The 20,107-nt window shown below is 57.9% G+C and carries 25 protein-coding genes; 15 read left to right on the forward strand and 10 right to left on the reverse strand.

Translation table 11 applies throughout. From position 1 onward, the window contains the following. Positions 1-178 precede the first annotated feature (178 nt). Positions 179-394 carry a hypothetical protein gene (locus VJ698_RS12375; RefSeq protein ID WP_324103070.1) on the forward strand — a complete coding sequence of 72 codons (216 nt, stop codon included), beginning with the start codon at positions 179-181 and terminating at the stop codon, positions 392-394. A 92-nt stretch (positions 395-486) separates the two neighbouring features. Here VJ698_RS12375 and VJ698_RS12380 read toward each other — a convergent pair whose 3' ends face one another. Further along, positions 487-942, reverse strand: coding sequence for a cache domain-containing protein (locus VJ698_RS12380; RefSeq protein ID WP_324103071.1), 456 nt, complete (start codon positions 940-942; stop codon positions 487-489). A 333-nt stretch (positions 943-1,275) separates the two neighbouring features. Here VJ698_RS12380 and VJ698_RS12385 point away from each other — a divergent pair, with 333 nt between their 5' ends. Then, entirely contained in the window at positions 1,276-1,491 is a 216-nt protein-coding gene (locus VJ698_RS12385) for a hypothetical protein (RefSeq protein ID WP_324103072.1), read from the forward strand. 83 nt (positions 1,492-1,574) lie between these two features. Here the strand turns inward: VJ698_RS12385 and VJ698_RS12390 are convergent, their stop codons facing one another. After that, positions 1,575-2,573 (reverse strand): AraC family transcriptional regulator, encoded by a 999-nt coding sequence (locus VJ698_RS12390; protein WP_324103073.1) that lies wholly within the window; start codon positions 2,571-2,573, stop codon positions 1,575-1,577. A 201-nt stretch (positions 2,574-2,774) separates the two neighbouring features. On the opposite strand from VJ698_RS12390, the gene VJ698_RS12395 reads away from it, so the two are divergent. Then, positions 2,775-3,608, forward strand: coding sequence for a class I SAM-dependent methyltransferase (locus VJ698_RS12395; protein ID WP_324103074.1), 834 nt, complete (start codon positions 2,775-2,777; stop codon positions 3,606-3,608). A gap of 103 nt (positions 3,609-3,711) precedes the next feature. On the opposite strand, the gene VJ698_RS12400 is transcribed toward VJ698_RS12395, so the two are convergent. After that, positions 3,712-4,134 (reverse strand): hypothetical protein, encoded by a 423-nt coding sequence (locus VJ698_RS12400; protein ID WP_324103075.1) that lies wholly within the window; start codon positions 4,132-4,134, stop codon positions 3,712-3,714. A gap of 139 nt (positions 4,135-4,273) precedes the next feature. Between VJ698_RS12400 and VJ698_RS12405 the strand changes: the two genes are divergently transcribed. Continuing rightward, entirely contained in the window at positions 4,274-4,849 is a 576-nt protein-coding gene (locus tag VJ698_RS12405) for a DUF4124 domain-containing protein (RefSeq protein WP_324103076.1), read from the forward strand. A 29-nt stretch (positions 4,850-4,878) separates the two neighbouring features. On the opposite strand, the gene VJ698_RS12410 is transcribed toward VJ698_RS12405, so the two are convergent. Continuing rightward, positions 4,879-5,781, reverse strand: a complete 903-nt coding sequence (locus VJ698_RS12410; protein ID WP_324103077.1) for an ankyrin repeat domain-containing protein — start codon at positions 5,779-5,781, stop codon at positions 4,879-4,881. Between the two features lie 315 nt (positions 5,782-6,096). Beyond that, a complete protein-coding gene (locus VJ698_RS12415; RefSeq protein ID WP_324103078.1) occupies positions 6,097-6,867 on the reverse strand; it encodes a fumarylacetoacetate hydrolase family protein in 771 nt (256 codons plus the stop codon). 181 nt (positions 6,868-7,048) lie between these two features. Between VJ698_RS12415 and VJ698_RS12420 the strand changes: the two genes are divergently transcribed. Both VJ698_RS12420 and VJ698_RS12425 read left to right on the forward strand, forming a co-directional pair. After that, positions 7,049-8,299, forward strand: a complete 1,251-nt coding sequence (locus VJ698_RS12420; protein WP_324103079.1) for an Hsp70 family protein — start codon at positions 7,049-7,051, stop codon at positions 8,297-8,299. 181 nt (positions 8,300-8,480) lie between these two features. Next, a complete protein-coding gene (locus VJ698_RS12425) occupies positions 8,481-8,711 on the forward strand; it encodes a hypothetical protein (RefSeq protein WP_324103080.1) in 231 nt (76 codons plus the stop codon). 241 nt (positions 8,712-8,952) lie between these two features. Here VJ698_RS12425 and VJ698_RS12430 read toward each other — a convergent pair whose 3' ends face one another. Beyond that, positions 8,953-9,450 carry a carboxymuconolactone decarboxylase family protein gene (locus tag VJ698_RS12430; protein WP_324103081.1) on the reverse strand — a complete coding sequence of 166 codons (498 nt, stop codon included), beginning with the start codon at positions 9,448-9,450 and terminating at the stop codon, positions 8,953-8,955. Positions 9,451-9,770: 320 nt separating this feature from the next. On the opposite strand from VJ698_RS12430, the gene VJ698_RS12435 reads away from it, so the two are divergent. Both VJ698_RS12435 and VJ698_RS12440 read left to right on the forward strand, forming a co-directional pair. After that, complete coding sequence (locus tag VJ698_RS12435; RefSeq protein ID WP_324103082.1) at positions 9,771-10,670, forward strand: succinylglutamate desuccinylase/aspartoacylase family protein; 900 nt, start codon at positions 9,771-9,773, stop codon at positions 10,668-10,670. Between the two features lie 139 nt (positions 10,671-10,809). Then, positions 10,810-11,253, forward strand: a complete 444-nt coding sequence (locus VJ698_RS12440) for a hypothetical protein (protein WP_324103083.1) — start codon at positions 10,810-10,812, stop codon at positions 11,251-11,253. Between the two features lie 8 nt (positions 11,254-11,261). On the opposite strand, the gene VJ698_RS12445 is transcribed toward VJ698_RS12440, so the two are convergent. The 3 genes from VJ698_RS12445 to VJ698_RS12455 all read right to left on the reverse strand — a co-directional run bounded on the left by VJ698_RS12445 (position 11,262) and on the right by VJ698_RS12455 (position 13,335). Then, complete coding sequence (locus VJ698_RS12445) at positions 11,262-11,633, reverse strand: hypothetical protein (RefSeq protein WP_324103084.1); 372 nt, start codon at positions 11,631-11,633, stop codon at positions 11,262-11,264. 121 nt (positions 11,634-11,754) lie between these two features. Continuing rightward, complete coding sequence (locus tag VJ698_RS12450; protein WP_324103085.1) at positions 11,755-12,648, reverse strand: cache domain-containing protein; 894 nt, start codon at positions 12,646-12,648, stop codon at positions 11,755-11,757. 282 nt (positions 12,649-12,930) lie between these two features. Next, complete coding sequence (locus VJ698_RS12455; RefSeq protein WP_324103086.1) at positions 12,931-13,335, reverse strand: REP-associated tyrosine transposase; 405 nt, start codon at positions 13,333-13,335, stop codon at positions 12,931-12,933. A gap of 455 nt (positions 13,336-13,790) precedes the next feature. Between VJ698_RS12455 and tagH the strand changes: the two genes are divergently transcribed. The 7 genes from tagH to VJ698_RS12490 all read left to right on the forward strand — a co-directional run bounded on the left by tagH (position 13,791) and on the right by VJ698_RS12490 (position 19,241). Continuing rightward, a complete protein-coding gene (gene tagH / locus VJ698_RS12460) occupies positions 13,791-14,507 on the forward strand; it encodes a type VI secretion system-associated FHA domain protein TagH (protein WP_324103087.1) in 717 nt (238 codons plus the stop codon). Further along, complete coding sequence (locus VJ698_RS12465; RefSeq protein WP_324103088.1) at positions 14,413-15,303, forward strand: PP2C family serine/threonine-protein phosphatase; 891 nt, start codon at positions 14,413-14,415, stop codon at positions 15,301-15,303. The genes tagH and VJ698_RS12465 overlap by 95 nt, the downstream gene beginning before the upstream one ends. A gap of 1 nt (position 15,304) precedes the next feature. Then, positions 15,305-16,945: a serine/threonine-protein kinase gene (locus VJ698_RS12470; RefSeq protein WP_324103089.1), complete on the forward strand. Its 1,641-nt coding sequence runs from the start codon at positions 15,305-15,307 to the stop codon at positions 16,943-16,945. Further along, positions 16,942-17,430, forward strand: coding sequence for a TssQ family T6SS-associated lipoprotein (locus VJ698_RS12475; protein ID WP_324103090.1), 489 nt, complete (start codon positions 16,942-16,944; stop codon positions 17,428-17,430). Before VJ698_RS12470 ends, VJ698_RS12475 begins: the two co-directional genes overlap by 4 nt. Before the next feature lie 163 nt (positions 17,431-17,593). Continuing rightward, a complete protein-coding gene (locus VJ698_RS12480; RefSeq protein ID WP_324103091.1) occupies positions 17,594-18,124 on the forward strand; it encodes a PAAR domain-containing protein in 531 nt (176 codons plus the stop codon). Then, positions 18,121-18,744 (forward strand): hypothetical protein, encoded by a 624-nt coding sequence (locus VJ698_RS12485; protein ID WP_324103092.1) that lies wholly within the window; start codon positions 18,121-18,123, stop codon positions 18,742-18,744. Before VJ698_RS12480 ends, VJ698_RS12485 begins: the two co-directional genes overlap by 4 nt. Then, on the forward strand, positions 18,741-19,241 hold the full coding sequence (locus tag VJ698_RS12490; protein ID WP_324103093.1) for a hypothetical protein: 501 nt from the start codon (positions 18,741-18,743) through the stop codon (positions 19,239-19,241). The genes VJ698_RS12485 and VJ698_RS12490 overlap by 4 nt, the downstream gene beginning before the upstream one ends. 55 nt (positions 19,242-19,296) lie before the next feature. Here VJ698_RS12490 and VJ698_RS12495 read toward each other — a convergent pair whose 3' ends face one another. Continuing rightward, positions 19,297-19,695, reverse strand: a complete 399-nt coding sequence (locus VJ698_RS12495) for a hypothetical protein (RefSeq protein WP_324103094.1) — start codon at positions 19,693-19,695, stop codon at positions 19,297-19,299. Between the last annotated feature and the right edge of the window lie 412 nt (positions 19,696-20,107).

Consider the following 20,107-nt stretch of genomic DNA (forward strand, 5'->3'; position numbering starts at 1 on the left):
CATCATGAACCGGCGAGCCTGGTGGTCCATGTCGTTTTGATTGTCGGAACGGCCACGTGGTCAATTAGAGGAAAGCCTCGACCAGGTTTCAAGCCAAGTCCAACTCCAATATGATCTACTTGCGGTTCGTTAACCGAGCGCGCCCCGGCGCTGCCCAAACTTTCAGGAGAAACCATCCATGTCGTCGCTTTCCATCAACTCCACGCTCGGCGACCTGCTCGACAACGATGCGAGCAAGTCCGTTCTCGAAAAGCATCTGCCCGGCATTTCGACCCACCCTCAAATTGCGATGGGCCGCGGCTTCCCGCTGAAGGTGGTGGCCGGTTTCTCCGGTGGCCTGATCACCGATGAAGCGCTTGAAAAGGTCGATTCCGATCTCAAGACGCTGGGCTGAATTGCCCGTGATGCAATGAGGCCGGATGCGATGTGAAACGTCATCGCATCCGGCCTCATTCATGTCGTAGGGCCAGCAAACCCACCGATCGTTTATTTGTAGATGCCCGCTCCAACGATCAGGTCATCCACCTTCTCGACATAGCTCGATTTCGATTCGACTGCCTTGGTGACGGGATTCGGCCATTTGTAGTCGACCCAGCCCTTGCCCTTGGCCTTCGTCACATCGATGAAGCCCTTGATGATGTACTTCCCATCGTTGTCCTTCATCTCGAGCAGATTCTTGCCGACCATCTTCGGATTGTTGCCATGCGCGACATTGTTGCCGTGCATGTCGTAGACAAAAATATAAAGATCGCGGTCATGGAACTGCGTATTGGCCGTGTTGCCGAATTCGGCGAATGCCTTATCCTTGCCGACATCTTTCATGTAAGCGACGGCCTTTTTCACCATGGCCATTGCCTCGTCGGCGGACCCGCGTTCTGCTGCTGCAGCGATGCTGGCGGCAAGCATCAGCAGAGCAAATCCCAATGCCTTGAATAGTCTCATGTCATCCCTCCCTGATTGTTGTATTGATTGATAGGCACAGCACGAGCGCTGCGCTGGCTGGAAGTATTCGATGCGTCGCCCTTGCCGGCAAGCGTGCAACTACGTAAAGCGGAGTACGTGGCATCACGTACGTAGCGCCTTTGATGCAGAGCCGGTTATGGTAACGTTGTGCGACAACGATTTATCAGAGAGGCAAAAGTGGCCATTAGCTATTTGACAGCGTTGAAACTGATCCCATGGGATGACGTCGTTCGCAATGCGCCTTCGATCATTGATGGTTCCAGGAAGCTGTGGAATGCGGTAACCAAGAGTTCACAACCGACCGCGACAAGCATGGAATCGCGCGTATCGGCGCTCGAATCCGAGATTGCCGAACTCAAGCAGGAATTGATTTCATCGGCCGACCTGATCAAGGCGCTGGCGGAACAGAATTCACAGCTCGTCCAGGCGGTCAGCGCGTTGCAGAAGCGTGCGCGTCTGCTGTTGGTCGCAGTCGCGGCGCTTGGCGTCGGCGTTGCAGTAGTTGCCACTCTGCTTTTCATACGTTAGGACAGGCAAGCCATTCGACACAAGGGCAGGGTGGAGCGGATGCCGAATGCGTGCCCTGCGCTTGTCGAACGTCGTGGCAATCCTCAGGATGCTGTGCTGCGCGGCATGCGCGAGGATGCCTGGATCGTGCGCCAGCTCCCTGGCGGATGCCCGAACTCGCGCTTGAATGCACGGCTGAATGCAGCCTCGGAATCATAGCCGACCGTGCCGGCCACTTCCGCCAACGGTCTGCCACCACTGAGCAGGCGAGCAGCCAGGCACAAGCGCCAATGTGCCAGGTACTGCATGGGTGGTTGCCCGAGCAGATCGGTGAATCGCTGCGCGAAGGCCGAGCGCGACAGCCCGATATGGCCCGCGAGCTCCTCGACCGTCCAGGGATGCGCGGGGCGCGCATGCAGGTGCGACAGCGCGCGTCCGACGTAACGGTCGCGTACTGCGGCAAGCCATCCTTTTTCGCTTTCCGGCAGGGTATCGATGTAGCGCCGTATGGCATGCACGAACAGGAGTTCGGACAGCTTGGCGAGCACGCTGGTCGTGCCCGTTCGCGGGTCAGCGGCTTCGGCCGCAGCAAAGCTGAGGGCGGAAGCGAGCCACGCCGACTCGATGCCTTGCCCCACGTCGACCTTGAACAGGCGCGGAAGTGACGCGAGCAGGGGATTGCTCAACCCGGCATCGCATGCAATGAAGCCGCACACCATGCGGGTAGGCAAGCCACCGCCGCCATAGTTGACAGCCATCACCTCTCCCGGATGCGCCTGCAGGTAATTGCTCAGGAGCGGCCCGGACGGCACCGGATTCGTCGTCAGTTCGCTCCCCAATACATGCAGTTCCCCCTGCGGCACCACCAGCAGCTCGCCGGCCTCGACACGGATTGCGGAATTTTCATTGCCAGCGAGACTCACCCAGCAGGACCCGCCTGTGATGAGGTGATACGACAATACCCGGCCTGGCTCCGGGAGATACATTGCACAGAGCTCGTTTTCCGCCTTGCTGGTCACGCACCAGGGTGCAGTGAATTCGGCGTTGAGAAAGACCGCGCCGTTGAGCTGCACCACGCGCAACACCTCAGAGAGGGCATCCATTTCAGTCTTCCCCGCAAATCCGGCGTCCCGGGCAAGAAAGCCGGAGGCCGGAGCATTCAACAAAGAAGAGCGCAGGCCGATACTGCATTCCGTCGCACTCCAATCGCCGGTCCGTCAATGGCCACAGGCTGGCCGGAGGCGACGCGTCCATTTCATTATCGTCCTCCGCACCCTGATGCGGAATATTCGAGGAGAATCGCCATGTCCGCAGTCATTTCCACTTCGCCGCCCACCACGGATCTCGCCGCGGTGAAACACCGCCAGCAAGCCGCCTGGTCCACCGGCAACTACGCTGTCGTCGGCACCACATTGCAGATCGTGGGTGAGAATTTGTGCGAGGCGCTCGACCTCCGCTCAGGCATGTCCGTGCTTGATGTCGCAGCCGGCAATGGCAATGCGTCCCTGGCAGCAGCGCGCCGCTGGTGTGACGTCACTGCCGCCGATTACGTTCCCGCGCTGCTGGAATCCGCCAAGGTTCGCGCACAGGCGGAAGGCCACACGATCCGATTCGAGGAGGCTGACGCCGAGAACCTGCCGTTCCCCGATGCATCATTTGACGCGGTGATGTCCACCTTTGGCGTGATGTTCACCCCGGACCAGGAAAAGGCTGCGGCCGAGCTGGCCCGCGTCTGCATGCCGGGCGGAAAAATAGGCATGGCCAACTGGACGCCCGACGGTTTCATCGGGCAGCTGTTCAAGACCATCGGCAAGTACGTTCCGCCTCCGGCCGGTGTGAAATCGGCTGCACTGTGGGGCACCAAAGCGAGGTTGCAGGAACTCTTCGGCGATGCTGCAAACGAAATCCGCACCACCAGCCGCGACTTCGTTTTTCGCTATCGCTCGCCCGCGCACTGGATCGAAGTGTTTCGCACCTATTACGGACCGATGAACAAGACTTACGCTGCGCTCGATGGCGCGAAGCAGGCCGCCTTCACGCAGGATCTGCTTGCTCTCATGGACAGAGGGAACCGTTCGGGCGATGGCACGCTGGTGTTGCCCGGCGAGTATCTCGAAGTCGTGATCGAGCGCAAGTGAATGCGGGTGGAGATCCGGCTCGCTTTCGGCGTTCACAGAGCGAGCCGCGCCAATCGTTCAGCGTGCCGCATTCGCCGGCCGCTCGACCGGTTCAAGACGGACTCTACGCAAGGGATCTCAGCGAAATGCCCTGTTCAGGCGAGCCGTCCAGGTAATCATGCCCGGTATTGGTCAGCCGCCAGAAACCGCCGTCCGATTCCGCCGTCCATCCCTTGTCTGCAAGAAGGTGCAGGTGGTGGTGAACGACTGCCTGTTCCGTGTTCAGGCGCTGGGCGATTGCGACGGCACTGAGCTGAGGTTCCGGCGCTTCCAGAAGCTTTCCCAGGATCGCTTCCATGAGCATTTGATCTCGTTTCATGACGATGAAATTGGCAAAAAGCGCCATCTTAGCGGAATTGGCGGGGCAGGCGTTCCCCTTGAATGCGGTAATTGCCTGCGGCAGATACCATCGGGTCCGGCGCTGCCGATACCTGATTCTGATCTGATTCTGATCTCCTGTTTTATCTTCAGCGCATACGGAGATCATCTACCGCTTTGCCGATGGGATCAGGACATTTAGTGCCCCACACCTAGCCCGTGCAGCCTCGGATTGCTTACAATGCACGCAATGCCGCAACCCGGCCGGCACCATAAAAAAACAAAACAATAATTCCCTTGGAGAGCAAATGCGCTTAATCGCATGTGGCAGCCTTGCTGTTTCCGTCCTCATTCTGAATCCGTCCGTTGCCTCCGCTGGCATCAACAAATGTACCGACGCTGCTGGCGTCGTGACCTATTCCGATCAGCCCTGCGCGACGCAAGGGCAGCAGGCGGCCGAGGCGCGGGACAGCACGGCCTTCTCCTTGCTGGAGGCCCGCGAGAACGACAAGAAGTTGGGGGAGACGTGCATCCGGCTCACGATGCGGCGCAATCAGTGCTACCGGATCGATAACCGCCTCGCCACTGCGCTTCGCGTCAGCTGTGAAGGGCCGATGAAGCGCGAGCGCGTGCGGCAAGCGGAACAGCGCTACAGCCGCTATGCGAATCAGCGCGACCAGTCGGACGCGCTCTATCAAGAGCAGTCGCAACAGGCCGCCGACTGCAGCGCCTTTGAAAAGACCGTGTACAAGTTCCTGCGCGAGAGTTTCCGCGATGCGCTCTCCGCCGACGATATCAAGGCGCTGGAATACCACTTCAATGCAGTGCCTTCCGATGGCAGGCCGGATGTCAGCGTTCCGCGAAGAAGGTATAACCGTTACTGAGTTCCCGCGTAGCGCCCGGCACCTGCGCGCTACAGCTTGTCGATGATCGAGCCGCGCGATCCGTAGCGGCTGTTTTCGCGGGCTTCGATGGCCAGGTCCCTTGGCATCATGCCATCCTGGTCGCGCGCCGTGGTCGGGGCGCCAGCGGCGAGCAGCGTGTCAACGACCTTCTCCGAATCGTAATTGAGCTTCATGGCGGCCAGATGCAGCGGCGTCCGCCCGTGATCGTCTTGCGCGTAGACAGACGCGGAATAATGCAGCAGTTCGGTGACGATATCGTTCTTGCCATCTTTTGCCGCATGGTGCAGGGCAGTACGACCCTTGCTGTCCTTCGCATTGATGTCTGCGCCCGCGGCAACCAATACGGGAATCGATTTCACGGACGCGACATGGATCGGCTGCCGGCCGAAGGAATCGACGTCCGAGAGGTTCAGCCCTTTGGACGTGAGAAGCTGCAGGCAACGCTGGTCCATGCCGGCCTGCGCCGCGATGTGCAGCAAGGTCATGCCCTCGCCGGTGCGCTGCTGCGGATCCAGCCCGAAGCTGAGGAAGTATTCGAGCCGTTCGACGCGCGGCACCTTCGCCGCTTTCTGCAGCAATGTGAGCTCATGCAGCGCGCCGATGTTCTTCGGGTCGGCCCCATGCGCAACCAGCCACTTGAGCGTGTCCAGCGACGCGCTCGACGCCGCTTCATACAGCACATCGTTCATGCCCGGCTCGCCGATGCGTTTCGCGACGGCGGCAAGGTCGACCGAATTGGACGAATTGTCGATCTGCCCGGTCGAAAGGAACAGCTCCCTGATCTCGACCAGCGTCGGCGTGGCGCTCTGGCGCGCACGGTTGTTGGTCGTGCACCAGGCGACGAGACTGATCAGGATGAGTGCAGGCACGAGCCTGACCAGGAAGCGGACGCGTTTTGTCTGATCGCTCATTTTCCTCCCTTTGTGATGAGCGTTATGTGCAGTGGTGCCATGCCTCCATCGCTGTTTTCTTGTTTTGATGATACCTGGATAGATGCTGCGCGAGGCCAGCGCTGATTGTATTGGCACAACGCGGCGGCGGCAAATTCGTGGTGCCAGTTCGCATTGGAACTTATCATCCGGCGAAATCTTCGACATCCCATATTCGAGGTAGGCGGTTCCCACTGTCGTCGCATGATGCACAATGCAAAACCGGTTCAGCTCTTGCGACTTTCGCATGCAATGGTGTTTGCCGAAGGCTTGGCCTCGCCCTTCACGATGCGACGGTCATCGTTTCAAAAAACGCACCGCCAAATCGCCGAGATCGCCATAACGGAGAGTTACTTCTTCTCCGACAGGCAGGTCGAAACTGCCAGCGTACGAGCCGGTAATCACCGCTTGTCCCGCTTGCAAGCCAGATCCCCTGCTGCGCAGGAATTCCGCCAGCCAGTACAGCGGAGCGCGTGGATCTCCATCCGGATGACGACCGTCGAGCAATGTTTCATGCCCTGATTCAAGTGTCACGCGAATCGGCATCGCCGCAGCCGCGTGTGCCTTTTGCGTCTCGACCACCTTGCCGATGAACACTCCCTGATTGAGCAAGCCATCCGCAAGATTTTCGGCGAAAGACGCGCCGGCAGGATCGCTGTAGCGGCTGTCAATCAGTTCCAGCGCAAGACGCGTCTCCGCGATCGCGGCATCGACGTCAGCCTGTGTATAGGCAGCATCGCGCGCCGGCAAGTCCTTGCCAAGAATGAACGCCAGTTCCGGTTCGACACGAACATGCCCAGCGCGAACGATGGCGGGACAATCCCCGCCATCCTGCATGGTCACGGCGCAAATCGGCGCCATGACAACGCGGCCCTCGGACGGCGTGCCGCATTTCCATGCGCGCACCGGCACGCCGAGTTGCCCTGTGACGCCTGACTGGATTGCGAGCGCAGTATCGACATCCAGTGGCCGGCACCATTCGGGCAGGCGAGGGCCTTGTTCGGCATTCCTGCGGCGCGCCGCAAGGATCGAAGCCGCGCTGGAGACGGACGAGGTGTTCTGGGGCATGAGAACCTTTGAATGAGGGCGTCGGGCAAGTGTTGATGCGCCATCGAGGCGCGGCCCCCGGCCGTTGATGGCGCAGCCGAGGGAGACTTGATGATAACTCCATGCCGGCACATGCTGGCTGATCCCATCGGTCCAATTCACGTATCATTAGCGCCCCTCCTGAATCCCGTAGATTTCCAAAATGACAAACGCATGCGGCGTCGATTTCGGCACCTCCAACTCCACCATAGGTTGGAGCCGTCCCGGCCGGCCGGCGCTGCTGGCGCTGGAAGACGGGAAGGCGACCTTGCCGTCGGCAGTGTTTTTCAATGCGGAAGAGGATGAGACCAGCTTCGGCCGTGCCGCTCTGGTGGATTATCTGGCCGGCTACGAGGGGCGCCTGATGCGCTCCCTGAAAAGCCTGCTGGGCACAAGCCTCATCGAGGGACAGACCGAAGTGCTGGGGCGCGCGTTGCCGTTTCGCATGCTGTTGTCGCAATTCATTGCCGAGCTCAAGCGCCGCGCCGAAGCGGCCGCTCAAAGCACGTTCGACCGCGCGGTGTTCGGGCGCCCGGTCCATTTCATCGATGACGATGCCAATGCCGATCAGCTCGCGGAAAACACGCTCAGGGAAATCGCACTCGCGGCCGGCTATAACGAAGTGGCCTTCCAGTACGAACCGATCGCTGCCGCCTTCGATTACGAATCGCAGATCGACCGCGAAGAACTGGTGCTGATCGCCGACATCGGCGGCGGCACCTCGGATTTCTCCTTGATACGCTTGGGCCCAAAACGCGCCGGCAGGCCGGAGCGCCGCGACGATATCCTCGCCAACGGCGGCGTTCATATCGGCGGCACCGATTTCGACAAGTATCTCAGCCTCTCCTGCGTGATGCCCTTGCTGGGATTGGGCAGCAGGCTCAAGAGCAATAACGAAGTGCCGTCCAGCTATTACTTCAATCTCGCGACCTGGCACACCATCAATCTCGCCTATACGCAGCGGGCGGAACGTGAATTGCAGGAGATCCATCGGGACGCGATCGAGCGCGACAAGCTCGGCCGCCTGCTGCACCTGATTAAAGAGAGGGCAGGGCACTGGCTGGCGCTGCGGGCGGAAGAAGGAAAGATCGCGTTGTCGGATACCGGTGCCGCAGAACTCGTGCTCGACCGGCTGTCGCCGCCGAAGACGCTATCGCTCGACCGCAAACGCTTCGACGCCGCCGTCGATCATCTCACCATCGCGGTGGAAAAGACCGTGCGCGACTTGATGCGGGACGCCGGCGTCGCCCCGGGATCGGTCGATACGGTGTTTTTCACCGGCGGGTCGAGCGGTGTGCCGCTGCTGCGTGAACGGATCGCAGCAGCGGTGCCGCATGCGCGCAAAGTCGAAGGGGACCGCTTCGGCAGCATCGGTGCCGGGCTGGCACTGGATGCGGCCAGGAAGTTCTGCTGAGTGGGGATCGGCGCGAACCGGCTTGCCGGCATTTGCGCTGGTTGTCGGGTAGGCAACGTGGCGCGCTTCACGCGACCCCGGAGCGCATCGCAGCAATTAAAATAAATAGCGTCGAGCCGCGATATTCCCAGTCATTGCTGGTCGAACCAGCAATCTCAACACTTCCTGTTTCGGAATTGTCATGCCTACCGTCATCAGTCACCGGCGCATCAACATCGTTACGCTCGAACACGGCGAATCCATCGCGGAGCACTGTCGCGACGGCGACATAGCGATCGTCCGGGGTGAGGCCGGCTGGTGGACTCACTTCGTTGGTGAAAATGGTACCTACGAAAGCTACGACGCGCCGTTCGACAGTTACAACAAGGCGCTGTGGGCGGCGAAGGCGGCGGCGGAATTTTCTGCGGAATAGAAGACATGCATGCGCATCCTGCATCGATGCGCATGCACCATCTCCGTTGCATCACTCCCTGGCAGATCATCCAGATAATGATGATGGATAAAGGATAGTAGGGTGGGTTGAGCAAAGCGAAACCCGCCAATGCCTCGCCTGCCGATAATGCAGCATTAACGCACTTGCCAACGCTGTCACGGTGCGCTCAGCCCACCCTGCGTTTTTATCTGGATGATTTACTAGCCGGCTACTCGCCCGCTCAAACAAGCCCGGCCTTGTCCAGACCAAGGGCCTTGTCGAGCACGCCCGGCGTGGTGCGGAAGGCCACGTTGAGGCGATTCCAGGCGTTGATGCCCATCACGCGGAAGGTCAGCGTCGAGAGCTCCTTCTCGCTGAACTGCTCACGCAGCTCGGCGTAGAGCTCGTCAGAGATGCCGGCGGGCGCGAGCTGGGTCAGCGCCTCGGTATAGGCCAGCGCGGCGCGTTCCTTGGGAGTGAACAGCGGCGACTCGCGCCACGCTGCCACGTGATACAGGCGCAGCTCGCGTTCGCCGTGCAGCTTCGCCTCCTTGACATGCATGTCAAGGCAGAAGGCGCAGCCGTTCATCTGCGAGGCGCGGATATCCACCAGATGGGACAGCCCCTGCTCGATGTGTCCGCTGTTGGTGATGGCCATGCTGAATTCCTGGAGCTTCCTGACCAGTTCAGGCGTCTGCTCGGCAAAGTTTAGGCGGGGTTTGGCATTGGTATGGCTCATGATTGTTCTCTTTCCTGTGAATGATGGAGAGGTTGAGGTGATGCAGTGATTGCGCTCACATCATCAAGACGATTCTATCGTGCGCAATGTGACATCGCCGCTGAAAAAATTTTGCTTGTATCGCTGAACCTGGGATGAGTTCAGGGTGCGTCTCGCGCACCGCGGTGGAGCGGGCACGTGAGTTCGGGGGGGGCAGTTTTTGCGATTCAGCCGGCGCATGATCGCAAGACCTAGCCAGTTCACATCACTTCCAGTTGATTGAGATTTGCGACACGGCATGAGAGACTTCCTTTTCGCTTCTTCCTGATTTCGGAAATGTCATGACTGTAAAAACCGTCTTTCACCATGCCCTGGCACCCGGCAAGACACTCGCCGTCATGGGCGGCGTGCACGGCAATGAATACTGCGGGCCTGCCGCCATCACAAGGCTGCTGTCCGATCTCGACAGCGGCGTCGTTGCCCTGCAGCGCGGCACCCTGCAAGTGATGCCGATTGCCAATCCGCGTGCCTACGCGCAAAAAACGCGCTTCGTCGAGCGCAACCTGAACCGCTATCTTTTCCCGAAGGAAGAGAAACGGCACTACGAAGATCATCTCGACCCCGTCGTCTGCGGCTTTCTCGATCGCGCAGACGTTCTGCTGGACCTGCATTCCTATGCCTCGCAAGGCGGCCCGTTCGTTTTCCTCGGCGGCTCGCAGTCACGGCCGGAGGAAGTCGGGTTTGCCCGCGCACTCGGTGTGCGCGATTTCGTCTGCGGGTGGGCCGATGCATTCGGCAGTGGCGGAAAGGGTGGCGACAAGGAGTCGCAGGGCACGACCGAGTATGCGCGCGCCAACGGTGCGCTGGCGGTGACACTGGAGTGCGGGCACCACCACAACGCCGATGCGGCCGACGTCGGCTATCGCGCCATTCTTCGGGCGCTGGCGCATCTTGACATGCTCGCGCCCGATTGCGAAGCGGCGCGTTCGCTGGATGCGGGCGTTGCGCCTGAATCACAACGTTGCGTCTGGATGAAAAGCGTCTTCTACAAGGAGGCGGAGGCCACCTTCGTCAAGCCATGGCAGCACTTCGACCGCATTGCATCCGGTGAGGTCATTGCAAGCGGAGCCAAAGGCGACCTCGTCGCCCCGGAGGATGGGCACATCATCTTGCCGAAGGCGAGCGCTGCGACGGGGGATGAATGGTTTTTTTTCGGTACGCCGGGTGCGTTTCCGGAGTAAGCGCGGCAATGTGGAGGCAGACTCGACCGATATAGGTAGTTTTTTGTCAAAAAAATTTAGGGAGATGACATAAGATTTAATCGTGCTTGCCCCCATATAAGCCTGCCCCCTATATCCATTTGATGGTGCACCATTGAGTATGGACAACGACAACGTCATCCGGCTGAGCGGCCCGTTCCGCATCAATGACTCCCTGGGACGGACATGGGCAATCCGCGCGATCCGCATCTATGATGAGGGCTACGGCATCATCGACGTTTATGTCGACCTGGACGCGGCCATGGAAGACGACCCGCTCTACGAAGATCCCCTCGTCATCCGACAGATCCTGGCAAGGCTGCGCATGCTCGGCTACGACGGCCCGGATTTCGGTGCTGGCGATTCCGGCCTGCAGGACGACAAGCTGATCGTCCTCGAAGCACCGGAAGAGTTCGGTCATTTCGCGGCGAGCAGGGGGTGGAAAAATCTTGCGGAAGCGTATGAAGAGGATGACGCCAATGCTGCTGCATCCGGCGATGCAACGATGAATCCTTGTGCACAGGCCGCATTCGGTGCACTGATGAAAAAATTGGGCGTAAAGTAACGGCCGACTTATGTCGGCTTATTTTCCCTCGAATCAATATCCGCCAGCGACTCGCGTCCACGTTCGGTCACGTCGAATCCTTCCCCGACTGTCCGCGGCGCGATCAACCCTTTCCTGCTCAGGAACGTTGCGACGTCCGGGTCGATGGCGCCGGGTACGGAGTACGCCACTGCGCGCAGTCCGTCGATGCAGCGTTTCAAAAACAATGTCTGCAGCCCTTTTTCCGTGAGCGCAAACACGCCGCCCTTGCACGTAATGTATTTCAGGCCGGCGAGCCGCTTGGCGTTCCGGGACACGCACGCGCTCTCGCGCTCCCCCTTTCTCAATCGACGAATCTGGGCGAGTGCCTCGAGTTCATCCTTCGTCAACTTGTCTTCCATGGTGTTTGCCTTAAATGTTCGTTATCTGTTTGGCGAATGCAAAAACGGGGGCAGGTCTTGCAATCATACAGGTTGGATTGCAAGACCTGCCCCCGTTCGCGCCGCAGCGAGGATGGCCTGATTATTTCGAGTAGTACCCGACTCCGACCAGCACATCGCCCACGCGCTGAATCAGCGAGTGCTTGGCCTCGACCGCGTTAGTGGCCGGATTGCGCCACGCATAATCGACCGTTCCATTGCCTTTCTCTTTTGCCAGCGTAATCATTTCCTGCACCAGCGGCTTGCCTGCGGCGTCATGCAGTTCGCGTGCATCGGTGCCGCTGAGCTGAGGTACGGCGCCGGAGGCGCGATATTTGCCGTCGTCGATGCCGATCGCGAAGACATACAGGTCGCCACGGATGAAACCGCCTTTCGGATCGTTGAAGCTTTGGTAGGCGGGGCCGGCGCCGGCCTTCTGAATCTGCGCGACGGCCCTTTCAAGCAGTGCCTGCGCCTCTTCCGGGGCCGAGTGCGGAATGTAGTAACCAACGCAGACGATGTACTTGCCTACCTTGTGGAAGGATACTGTCTTGTCTTCGATGCGATTGTCGGCCTGGTTCAGCCAGCGGTATTGCACGATGCCGGTGTCGCTGCTACGGGCGGTATCCAGCAGTTCGTGCATGAACGGCTTGCCGGCCTCGTCGCGCAAATCGCTGACATTGACGCCGACCAGTGCATCCGGCACTCCGCCATTCGCATACATGATGCCGTCCGTGCCGACGACATAGACGTAACGCGAACCATGCACAAACGCTCCCTTGCGGTTGTTAAACGCGTTGAACGATTTGTCGGGGCCATGCTTTTGCAGATAGGCGACTGCATCGGCGAGCAAGCCCGCTGAATCTTTCGCTTCCGCACGTTCGATTGCGCCGGGCACGCGCGATGCGTTATCGGCCGGCGCGGATGCGAGCGCTGGAGCAGCATTCAAGGCGGCCGCGAGGGCCAGGACTAGTAAACCCGCAGGCATTGTTTTCATCGGTTACTCCGTTGCAGTGAAGAATGGAACCAGTCTAGCGAGTGATATCGCGCCGCATCAATGACGTGAGTCAAGCTACGAGAAACTCTGGTCGATCACTTGTTGCAGCGCTTGCGCATGGCGTTTACCGCTTGCGCGTGCAGGTGTTCCAAATTGGAGCAGTAGAGGATGGGGCAGGTCATGCAATCACGCGTGTGTGCTTGCAAGGCCTGCCCCCTTTTGCCCGTTGACTCTGCTCAGTCGGCTTAAAAAATGGGGGGATTACCCATGCTTCACGGGGTTTCAATGAATGTAATCTGCATGTCGGGCGAAATCGGCATCGTCGCGAATCTGATGTTCCCAGAATCTCCTCTGCCACAAGCCGGGTTCGTGCCGATTATTCCGAGAATCGGACAACTCTTTCACACCCAGCGATGCGCCGCACTCTCTTGATACATACCGTTTAATCTTTGACCAGCGGATCGAAAAGTCCGAGTCACCTGCGGGCAACGTTAAGATGCAATGCAGATGATTCGGCAAGAGCACCCAGGCATTGATATCAAATGGATGCTGCTCCCGCGTGTGGCGAACAGCTTCACGCAGTGCAGTTCGCACCGGCGCTTCGGTCAACACACCAAGTCGACGAAACGTGTTCACGGTAAAAAAGAAAGTGCCGCCGGCGACGATTGCTCTTCGATAATTCGGCATTGGCAGAATGGTAGGGTGCGCCGCTCGCACCGGTGCGGAGAAAAATCAGGTGTGCAAAGTATAACGGCGATGAAGAGGGGATTGGTGCGCCGAGCGCACCCTACGTTTGCCGGATGATCTCGATCGCAAGAGCCGCCTTGCGCTTCGCCGCCCAGCGCTTGAATTCTTCTTCTATCATCATGCTCATGTCATTTCCCTTTCAAGGTGATGGCCTGAGCAGATATTCAGTGGGCCATTACACGTGAGCCGAGAGAAAAAACAACTTTTCGCTCATAGGAAAGAGTTGTATTGTTCCTTTCTCTATTTGCTATACGGCAAGGCTTTGGTAGGATCGGCCCTAGGGCAACGCAATGGAAGACCAGACCTGAGATGTCAATCATTCATTGTTGCAACTTGAACAAGCTGTAAATAAGTGCAGTCGCAACACGGGTCTTTGCATGGAAGGGGCTGGGCGAATGAATACATCGCGTATGGCGACAGAATCGGACGGCGTGTCATCACCCCGGAGTGACGCGAGTCTGCAGGATAAAAGCAATATGGACGATGCCAGCCTATTAACAGAAGCCTTTCTTAAAGGTGCGGGCTTGCCGGCAGGGGCACTGCCTTCCGGGCTGACGCCGGAGCTGATGGAACTTGTTGGTCAGCTACTGAAAACCTCCATCAACAGCACTCTTGAGCTGAGCAAGCTGCGCGCAACAGTAAAAAGGGAGGCGCACGCAGAAGTCACGATGGTCGTCGTGCGCAATAACAACCCGCTGAAGTTTTTCTCAGACAGCGAGACCGTGCTCACGCAAATGCTGCGCAAGAAGATGCCCGGCTTCATGAGCCCGATAGAGGCGATGGACGACGCACACGAAGACATCAAGGCACATCAACTGGCTCTCCTGGCAGGCATGCGCGAAGAGATGCGTGCCTTGGTCGGATCGCTTAACCCGGCGGTTCTTGAAAAAGACGTGCCAGTCAGGCCGCTGATTGATGCCTTGCAGCCCTCCGCCCGCAAGGCACGCGCGTGGGACAAGTTCCACGAAGTCCATGACCACATCAAGCGCAAGCACGACGGCGATCTGCAGACGGTCTTTGGCCAGGCGTTTCTGGACGCGTACGAGAAAGAGACGGAACGCATCAAGAATGCGGCGACGAGTGCAGCGAAAAATAGTGAATCAATTGAGTAAATCCGTCGCCATCCTCAAGCCACGCCTGACCTTGCGTTTCGCAGCAGTCACGAATACGGGTGGCCGCGCCAAAAACGAAGACGCCTATCGAATTTCCATGCGTGATGCGCGGGCTTGCTTCGCCGTGTCAGATGGAGTGGGCGGTGAAAATGGCGGCGAGATTGCCTCGCATGCCATCGTGAATACAGTCGTCACGCATTTCGAACAGCAGGACGCCGTCACCGATGCGGCATTGCTTGCCTGCCTTAATGCAGCCAAAGCGGAAGTCGCGCGCTTGCAGGCCACGGATGCGGCGTTGAAAAAAATGAGCGCCACGGTCGCCGTGCTGCTGCTCGACTGCGAGCGGGGAGAGGCACAATGGGGCCATCTTGGCGACAGCAGGATCTATCAGTTTCGCGATCAAAAAGTCTGCCGGGTGACCAAAGACCACAGCGCCGTGCAGCAGCTCGTCGAAGCAGGTTATTGCACAGCGGACGAGTTGCGCGCTCACCCGCTGCGCAGCAGCCTGCTCGGTGCGATCGGCGTGTCCGATGCCGAGGCGGCAGACCCTGTCCAGGAGTCGAGCGAGTTTGCAAGCGGTGATGCCTTCCTCCTGTGCACCGACGGTTTCTGGGAATGGATTGCAGAGAATCAGATGGAGGCAGCCTTGCAAGGCGCAAGTTCAGTAGAGCGCTGGCTCGATGCACTGGAAAAGATGGCCGGCGAAAGCGCGCTGTCTTCGCACGCCCCGCGCGATAATTACACGGCAATCGCCATCTGGATAGCAGATCCGGAATCACCCTCCGACCAGGCATAGTGTGAATCAGAACGTCATCCAATCGAACACGCAAAACACGTCGCAGTTATCAGAAAATTGCCTCGCCGTCGGCACACGCCTTGCAGAATTCGAGATCCGCAGCGTCATTGGCGAGGGCGGCTTCGGCATTGTCTATCTCGCCTTCGATCACTCGCTGCAGCGCACCGTCGCCATCAAGGAATACATGCCTGCCTTGCTGGCTGGCCGCGGCAAGGACGATAGCGTCACCATTCGCGCCAAGCAAAACCAGCACACCTTTGAAAAAGGCTTGAAAAGCTTTATCAACGAAGCACGGCTGCTGGCCCAGTTCGACCATCCTGCGCTGATCAAGGTCTATCGCTTCTGGGAGCAGAACAACACTGGCTACATGGCGATGCGGTATTACGAAGGCCGGACACTGAAAACGATCCTGAGTGAAAACCCCGCCGTCATCACCGAAGCCTGGCTGAAATCGATCCTCGCTCCCGTGCTTGAAGCGCTCGAGGCACTCTACAAGGTCAACATCCTGCATCGCGACATCTCGCCCGACAACATCATGGTGCAGAACAATGGGCAGGCGGTGCTGCTCGATTTCGGCTCTGCGCGGCAGATCATCAGCGATATCACGCAATCCCTGACGGTGATTCTCAAGCCCGGCTATGCGCCGGTTGAACAGTACGCCGACGAGCGGTTCAGCGACGATGCCGCCATGATGCAAGGTCCGTGGACCGACATTTATTCGCTCTCGGCCGTGATCTATTTGCTGATCACAAAATCACCCCCGCCGGTATCTGTCGGCCGCATGATCAAGGACCCGATAGCGACGCTGGAGACCGGGGATTACCCGGGATTCAGCAAGCCATTCCTTGCAGCGATCGACAAGGGGCTGCATGTACAGCCGCAGGAGCGCCCACAGTCAATCGACGAGTTTCGTCGCTTGCTGGGTCTGGCGACTGGTGCGCGGAGTCAGAGCCAGCCATCAAGTCAGGCATTGCCGGAAAAATTGCCACCACACAGTGCAACGATTCTCGCAAGGGCAGAAGCCACGAACAGCGCAGGCCCGATAACGAGTTCAGGCAAAAGCGTCCCAGCGACGCCGGCGCCAAAAGCAAAATGGCCGTGGATCGCAGCAGCGCTTGTCCTTGCCCTCGCCGTAACGGGCGGCCTGCTTGTTCGTGGCAAGCCGAAGGCGGGGGAGACCATTGCCTCTGCCGGCGCCGGCGCATCTGCAGACACTGAGACCAGCGAATGGGACAAGCTCAAGGACAACAAGGACGCCACGCCCGCTGCAATAAGGGCCTATCTCAAGCGCTACCCCAATGGAACATTCGCGCAAGTGGCTGAAACCAGATTGGCGATGGTGCAGGAGCAGGAACTCATCAAGCGGATAGAAAACACCGGCGAGACGACATCAGCGCAAGCGAAGGATAAGCAACCGGAAGGCGCGCCTGGCGATGTGAAGCTGAATATTGCGCCATGGGGAACGGTATCGGTCGACGGCGTGGAGAAGGGCGTCAGTCCCCCATTGAAGCACTTCTCGCTGCCTGAAGGTAAACATCGCATCAAGATCGAGAATCCGGCATTTAAGGCGCATGTCATCGATGTCGAGATTCATCCAAAAAAACGACTGACCATCGAGCATCATTTTTCGGCTAATTCATGAATCGACTTCCCCGTTTTTTACTCCTTGCGTTGTCTGCCGGCTCTCTGCTGATGGCGGGATGTAGCACGTTCCAGACTGCGAAGCACGACGAGCCAGCACCCAAGCCTGTCGCGGAAAAGGCGTCACCATCATCCAAGGCAAGTGGTGAAAAGTCGGCCGCAGCGGAAAAGAAGACGCACACCCCTGAAAGAACATCGTCCGCGCCAGAGATTGCATTAAACGAGGGCATCGCCCTGTACAACGACGGCGATTTCAACGGCGCGATCAGGAAGCTGAATACCGTCAAGGGTGCAGAAAAGCCAGTCCAGTTATCAGCATACAAGTACAGCGCCTTCAGTTACTGCGTGAGCGGACGAAAGGTCGCATGCAGGCATCAGTTTGAAAAAGCATTGAAACTCGACCCGAACTTCGACCTTGAGCCGGGGGAGAAGGGGCATCCGCTATGGGGCCCGGTGTTTGCGCGCGTTAAGAACAAAAAGAAGTGAACGGATCGCAGCAGCAGGCACGACCGGTCTTGCGATCCAACGTGGGTGATGGAAAGACCTCACTCCGTTCATGTGCACCATCAAACGAGGAAATACTGAGCGCAAATTAATTGCAAAAAAGTCAATGATTGGTTAGCCTTGCTCCTCACGAAAGGAGATTGGCATGTCTTTACCCTGGATCGTAAAGGGCGACAAAACGTCACATGGAGGCACCGTCATTGAAGGCGACCCGACCTTTGATACGCATGGCAAACCGGTTGCCCTCGTTGGACACATGGTGACCTGCCCCAAATGCAAAGGTGGCCCTTTTCCGATCGTCACCGGCGCTCCGGATTTCGTATGCAACGGCCGGCTGGTAGCTCGGCACGGCGACAAGACCGCCTGCGGCGCTACGTTAATCAGCGGTCAGGCAGCGAGCAGGTGGTCATCCGAAGTCGGCTCGGTAACTGCAATACGCACGAACGGCTCTTCGCGTATGTTTGAAGATGACGCTGCGCCAGAGTACGAGCACTACTATTCGCTCGTTGACGAGGCCGACAATCCTGTGGACGGCTATTGCTACGATCTCCACTGTGATGGAGAAATTCATACACGAGCAGGGAGCTTTGCGAGCGGTATTACGGCACGGATCGTCGGGAACAAGGAGACCGGCCTGATCGCGTGGCTGGCAAAGGATGGAGGCCTGCGCTCATGAGCGGCACCACCACGCTGGACAATGAAACACGTCTTCTTGCCGCAATGGCGTACGGAGAGTCCTCATCGCAGAACGTGGCGGATGAAATGAAAGCGATCGCCAACGTATTGGTACGCCAGAGGAATGCGCGCGGATACAAGGATATGGCTGCGTTCACTGCTTCCGATCCAACATTTTCCTTTGTCGTCAACGACGGCAATGCTCGCTATGCCAAGCTCATGAATGCCAGTGAAAACGACATTGCGAAAGATCCCGGAATGACCGCTGCAGTGGTCGCAGCGCAGAACGCATTGTCTGACGGGCCGGACTTGTCAAATGGCGCTTACTTCTGGGATGGCGCGGATATCAAGACGAATTATGCGAAGCACTTCAAGGTGCGAAACGGAATCCGGTTTTCTGGTCCGGCGCACAATATCTACGGGATCGACGAATCGACAAAGCTCGTGATTCTGAAGAAGGTCGTGGTCAAGAGGGTGAAGGGAAAAGTCGTGAGCAAGAAGGAGATAGAACTCGGACGTTACGACCACGTTTACGAATCAACTGCAGCATATGGCGGGACGATTTTCTGGAAGCATAATCCCGACTACATGAAAGTTACGCACGCGAAGGAATACAAGTGAAAAATCTTTGCATGGGCGTGCTCTTGTTGACATGGTCTGTCGCTTCGGGGGCCAAGCCGACACCACAGATTATTCAAAGCTGCCTGCGAACGGAATCTGTTGCCGGCGCAGACTACATTGAGATCAATCCGGGCAGCTTTAACCAGGAAGACGACGAAGCTGGCAAGAAGACTTTCACGACAATCACCGTGCAGGGGAAGGAGTTCGGTATTTGGAAAGAGACCGGATCGAACAGATTCGGCATGGTACATGCGGGAAAAGAAATTCCAATTAAGCGCGTGATCCGGCTCAGCAGTCATGCGCCCAGCCCATTCGATCCGTACACGGCCCAGTGGGGGAAGGCACGTGACACAAAAAGTGTCTATGTGTGCGTAACCTTCAATTTTGAAGGGCTAGGGGAGAGCGGAAGCTTTCAAAATGTTCGTGGCTTGTATTTGCTGGAAATGAATAATGCCAGGTCGAGGATTTTTTACATCGTTGGCGATATCAGGCAATAGCTCTGTGTCAGTACGTAGGTTGGGCTTCTCAGCCCAACCTACTACGCGTGCTGAATCATTTTTTGGCGATTGGCTCTGCCGGTGCTGAAACTGTTTGCTGTGGTGGTTGGCTCGCGCATTTTTTCTCGATTGCCGCCTGCTGTACGGCGTCGGCCTGCCCCTTTAAAGTTGCATATTCAGCTTCTTGTGCCTTAGTCCCGCCGAGAGCAAAGAGCGCCGGCCAAAACAACACTATGCCGACACCCGCGATAGCCTTATCGTTTGATGCCGCCTCATCTAATCGACCGCCAATCTGGCTTACCTTTCCCTGGATTCGAGCCGTCTCTGCAGCAATTTGATTGCAATCGAAAGTTTGATAGGTGACGGGCGATACGTAAGTCCCGGCAATGTCCTTGCTGGACGTTGCACAACCCGCGAGCGCGATGGCTACAGCTACTGCAGTGGTTTTTTTCATTTTCTTGCCCCTTTTAGTTATTGTTGATTTGCAATTAAACCGCGGCAGGGAAAAATTCGCATCCCATATTCATGACTTTTCGTCCCCGAGCTTGATATAGAACCGATCCCGGCCCCATCGCTAGATTAGTCCGTCGATTAGCTCGCCGTCAGAAAATGCTTTCAGTTCCCCCGAACTGCTCGAAGCTTTTCTCAAGCCTTGTCACTATTTCAGCATTGAGTGATTGCGCTTGCTTGTCGGCAGACTCCTCGCGTCTCTTCTTGCGGTCGGGCTGAAGTCGTAGGAGCAGATGAAGGAAGTTCGACTTCTCATCGCCCTATAGCAGGAAGTTGGGCTTCTCAGCCCAACCTGCGCTAGCTGCGAAATTTGAGGAGCAGTATCGGTGATATGAAGGGTTCGCAAGTAAAAAATT

Origin of the sequence: Noviherbaspirillum sp. (genome assembly GCF_035254685.1) — a bacterium.
GTDB lineage: Bacteria > Pseudomonadota > Gammaproteobacteria > Burkholderiales > Burkholderiaceae_D > Noviherbaspirillum.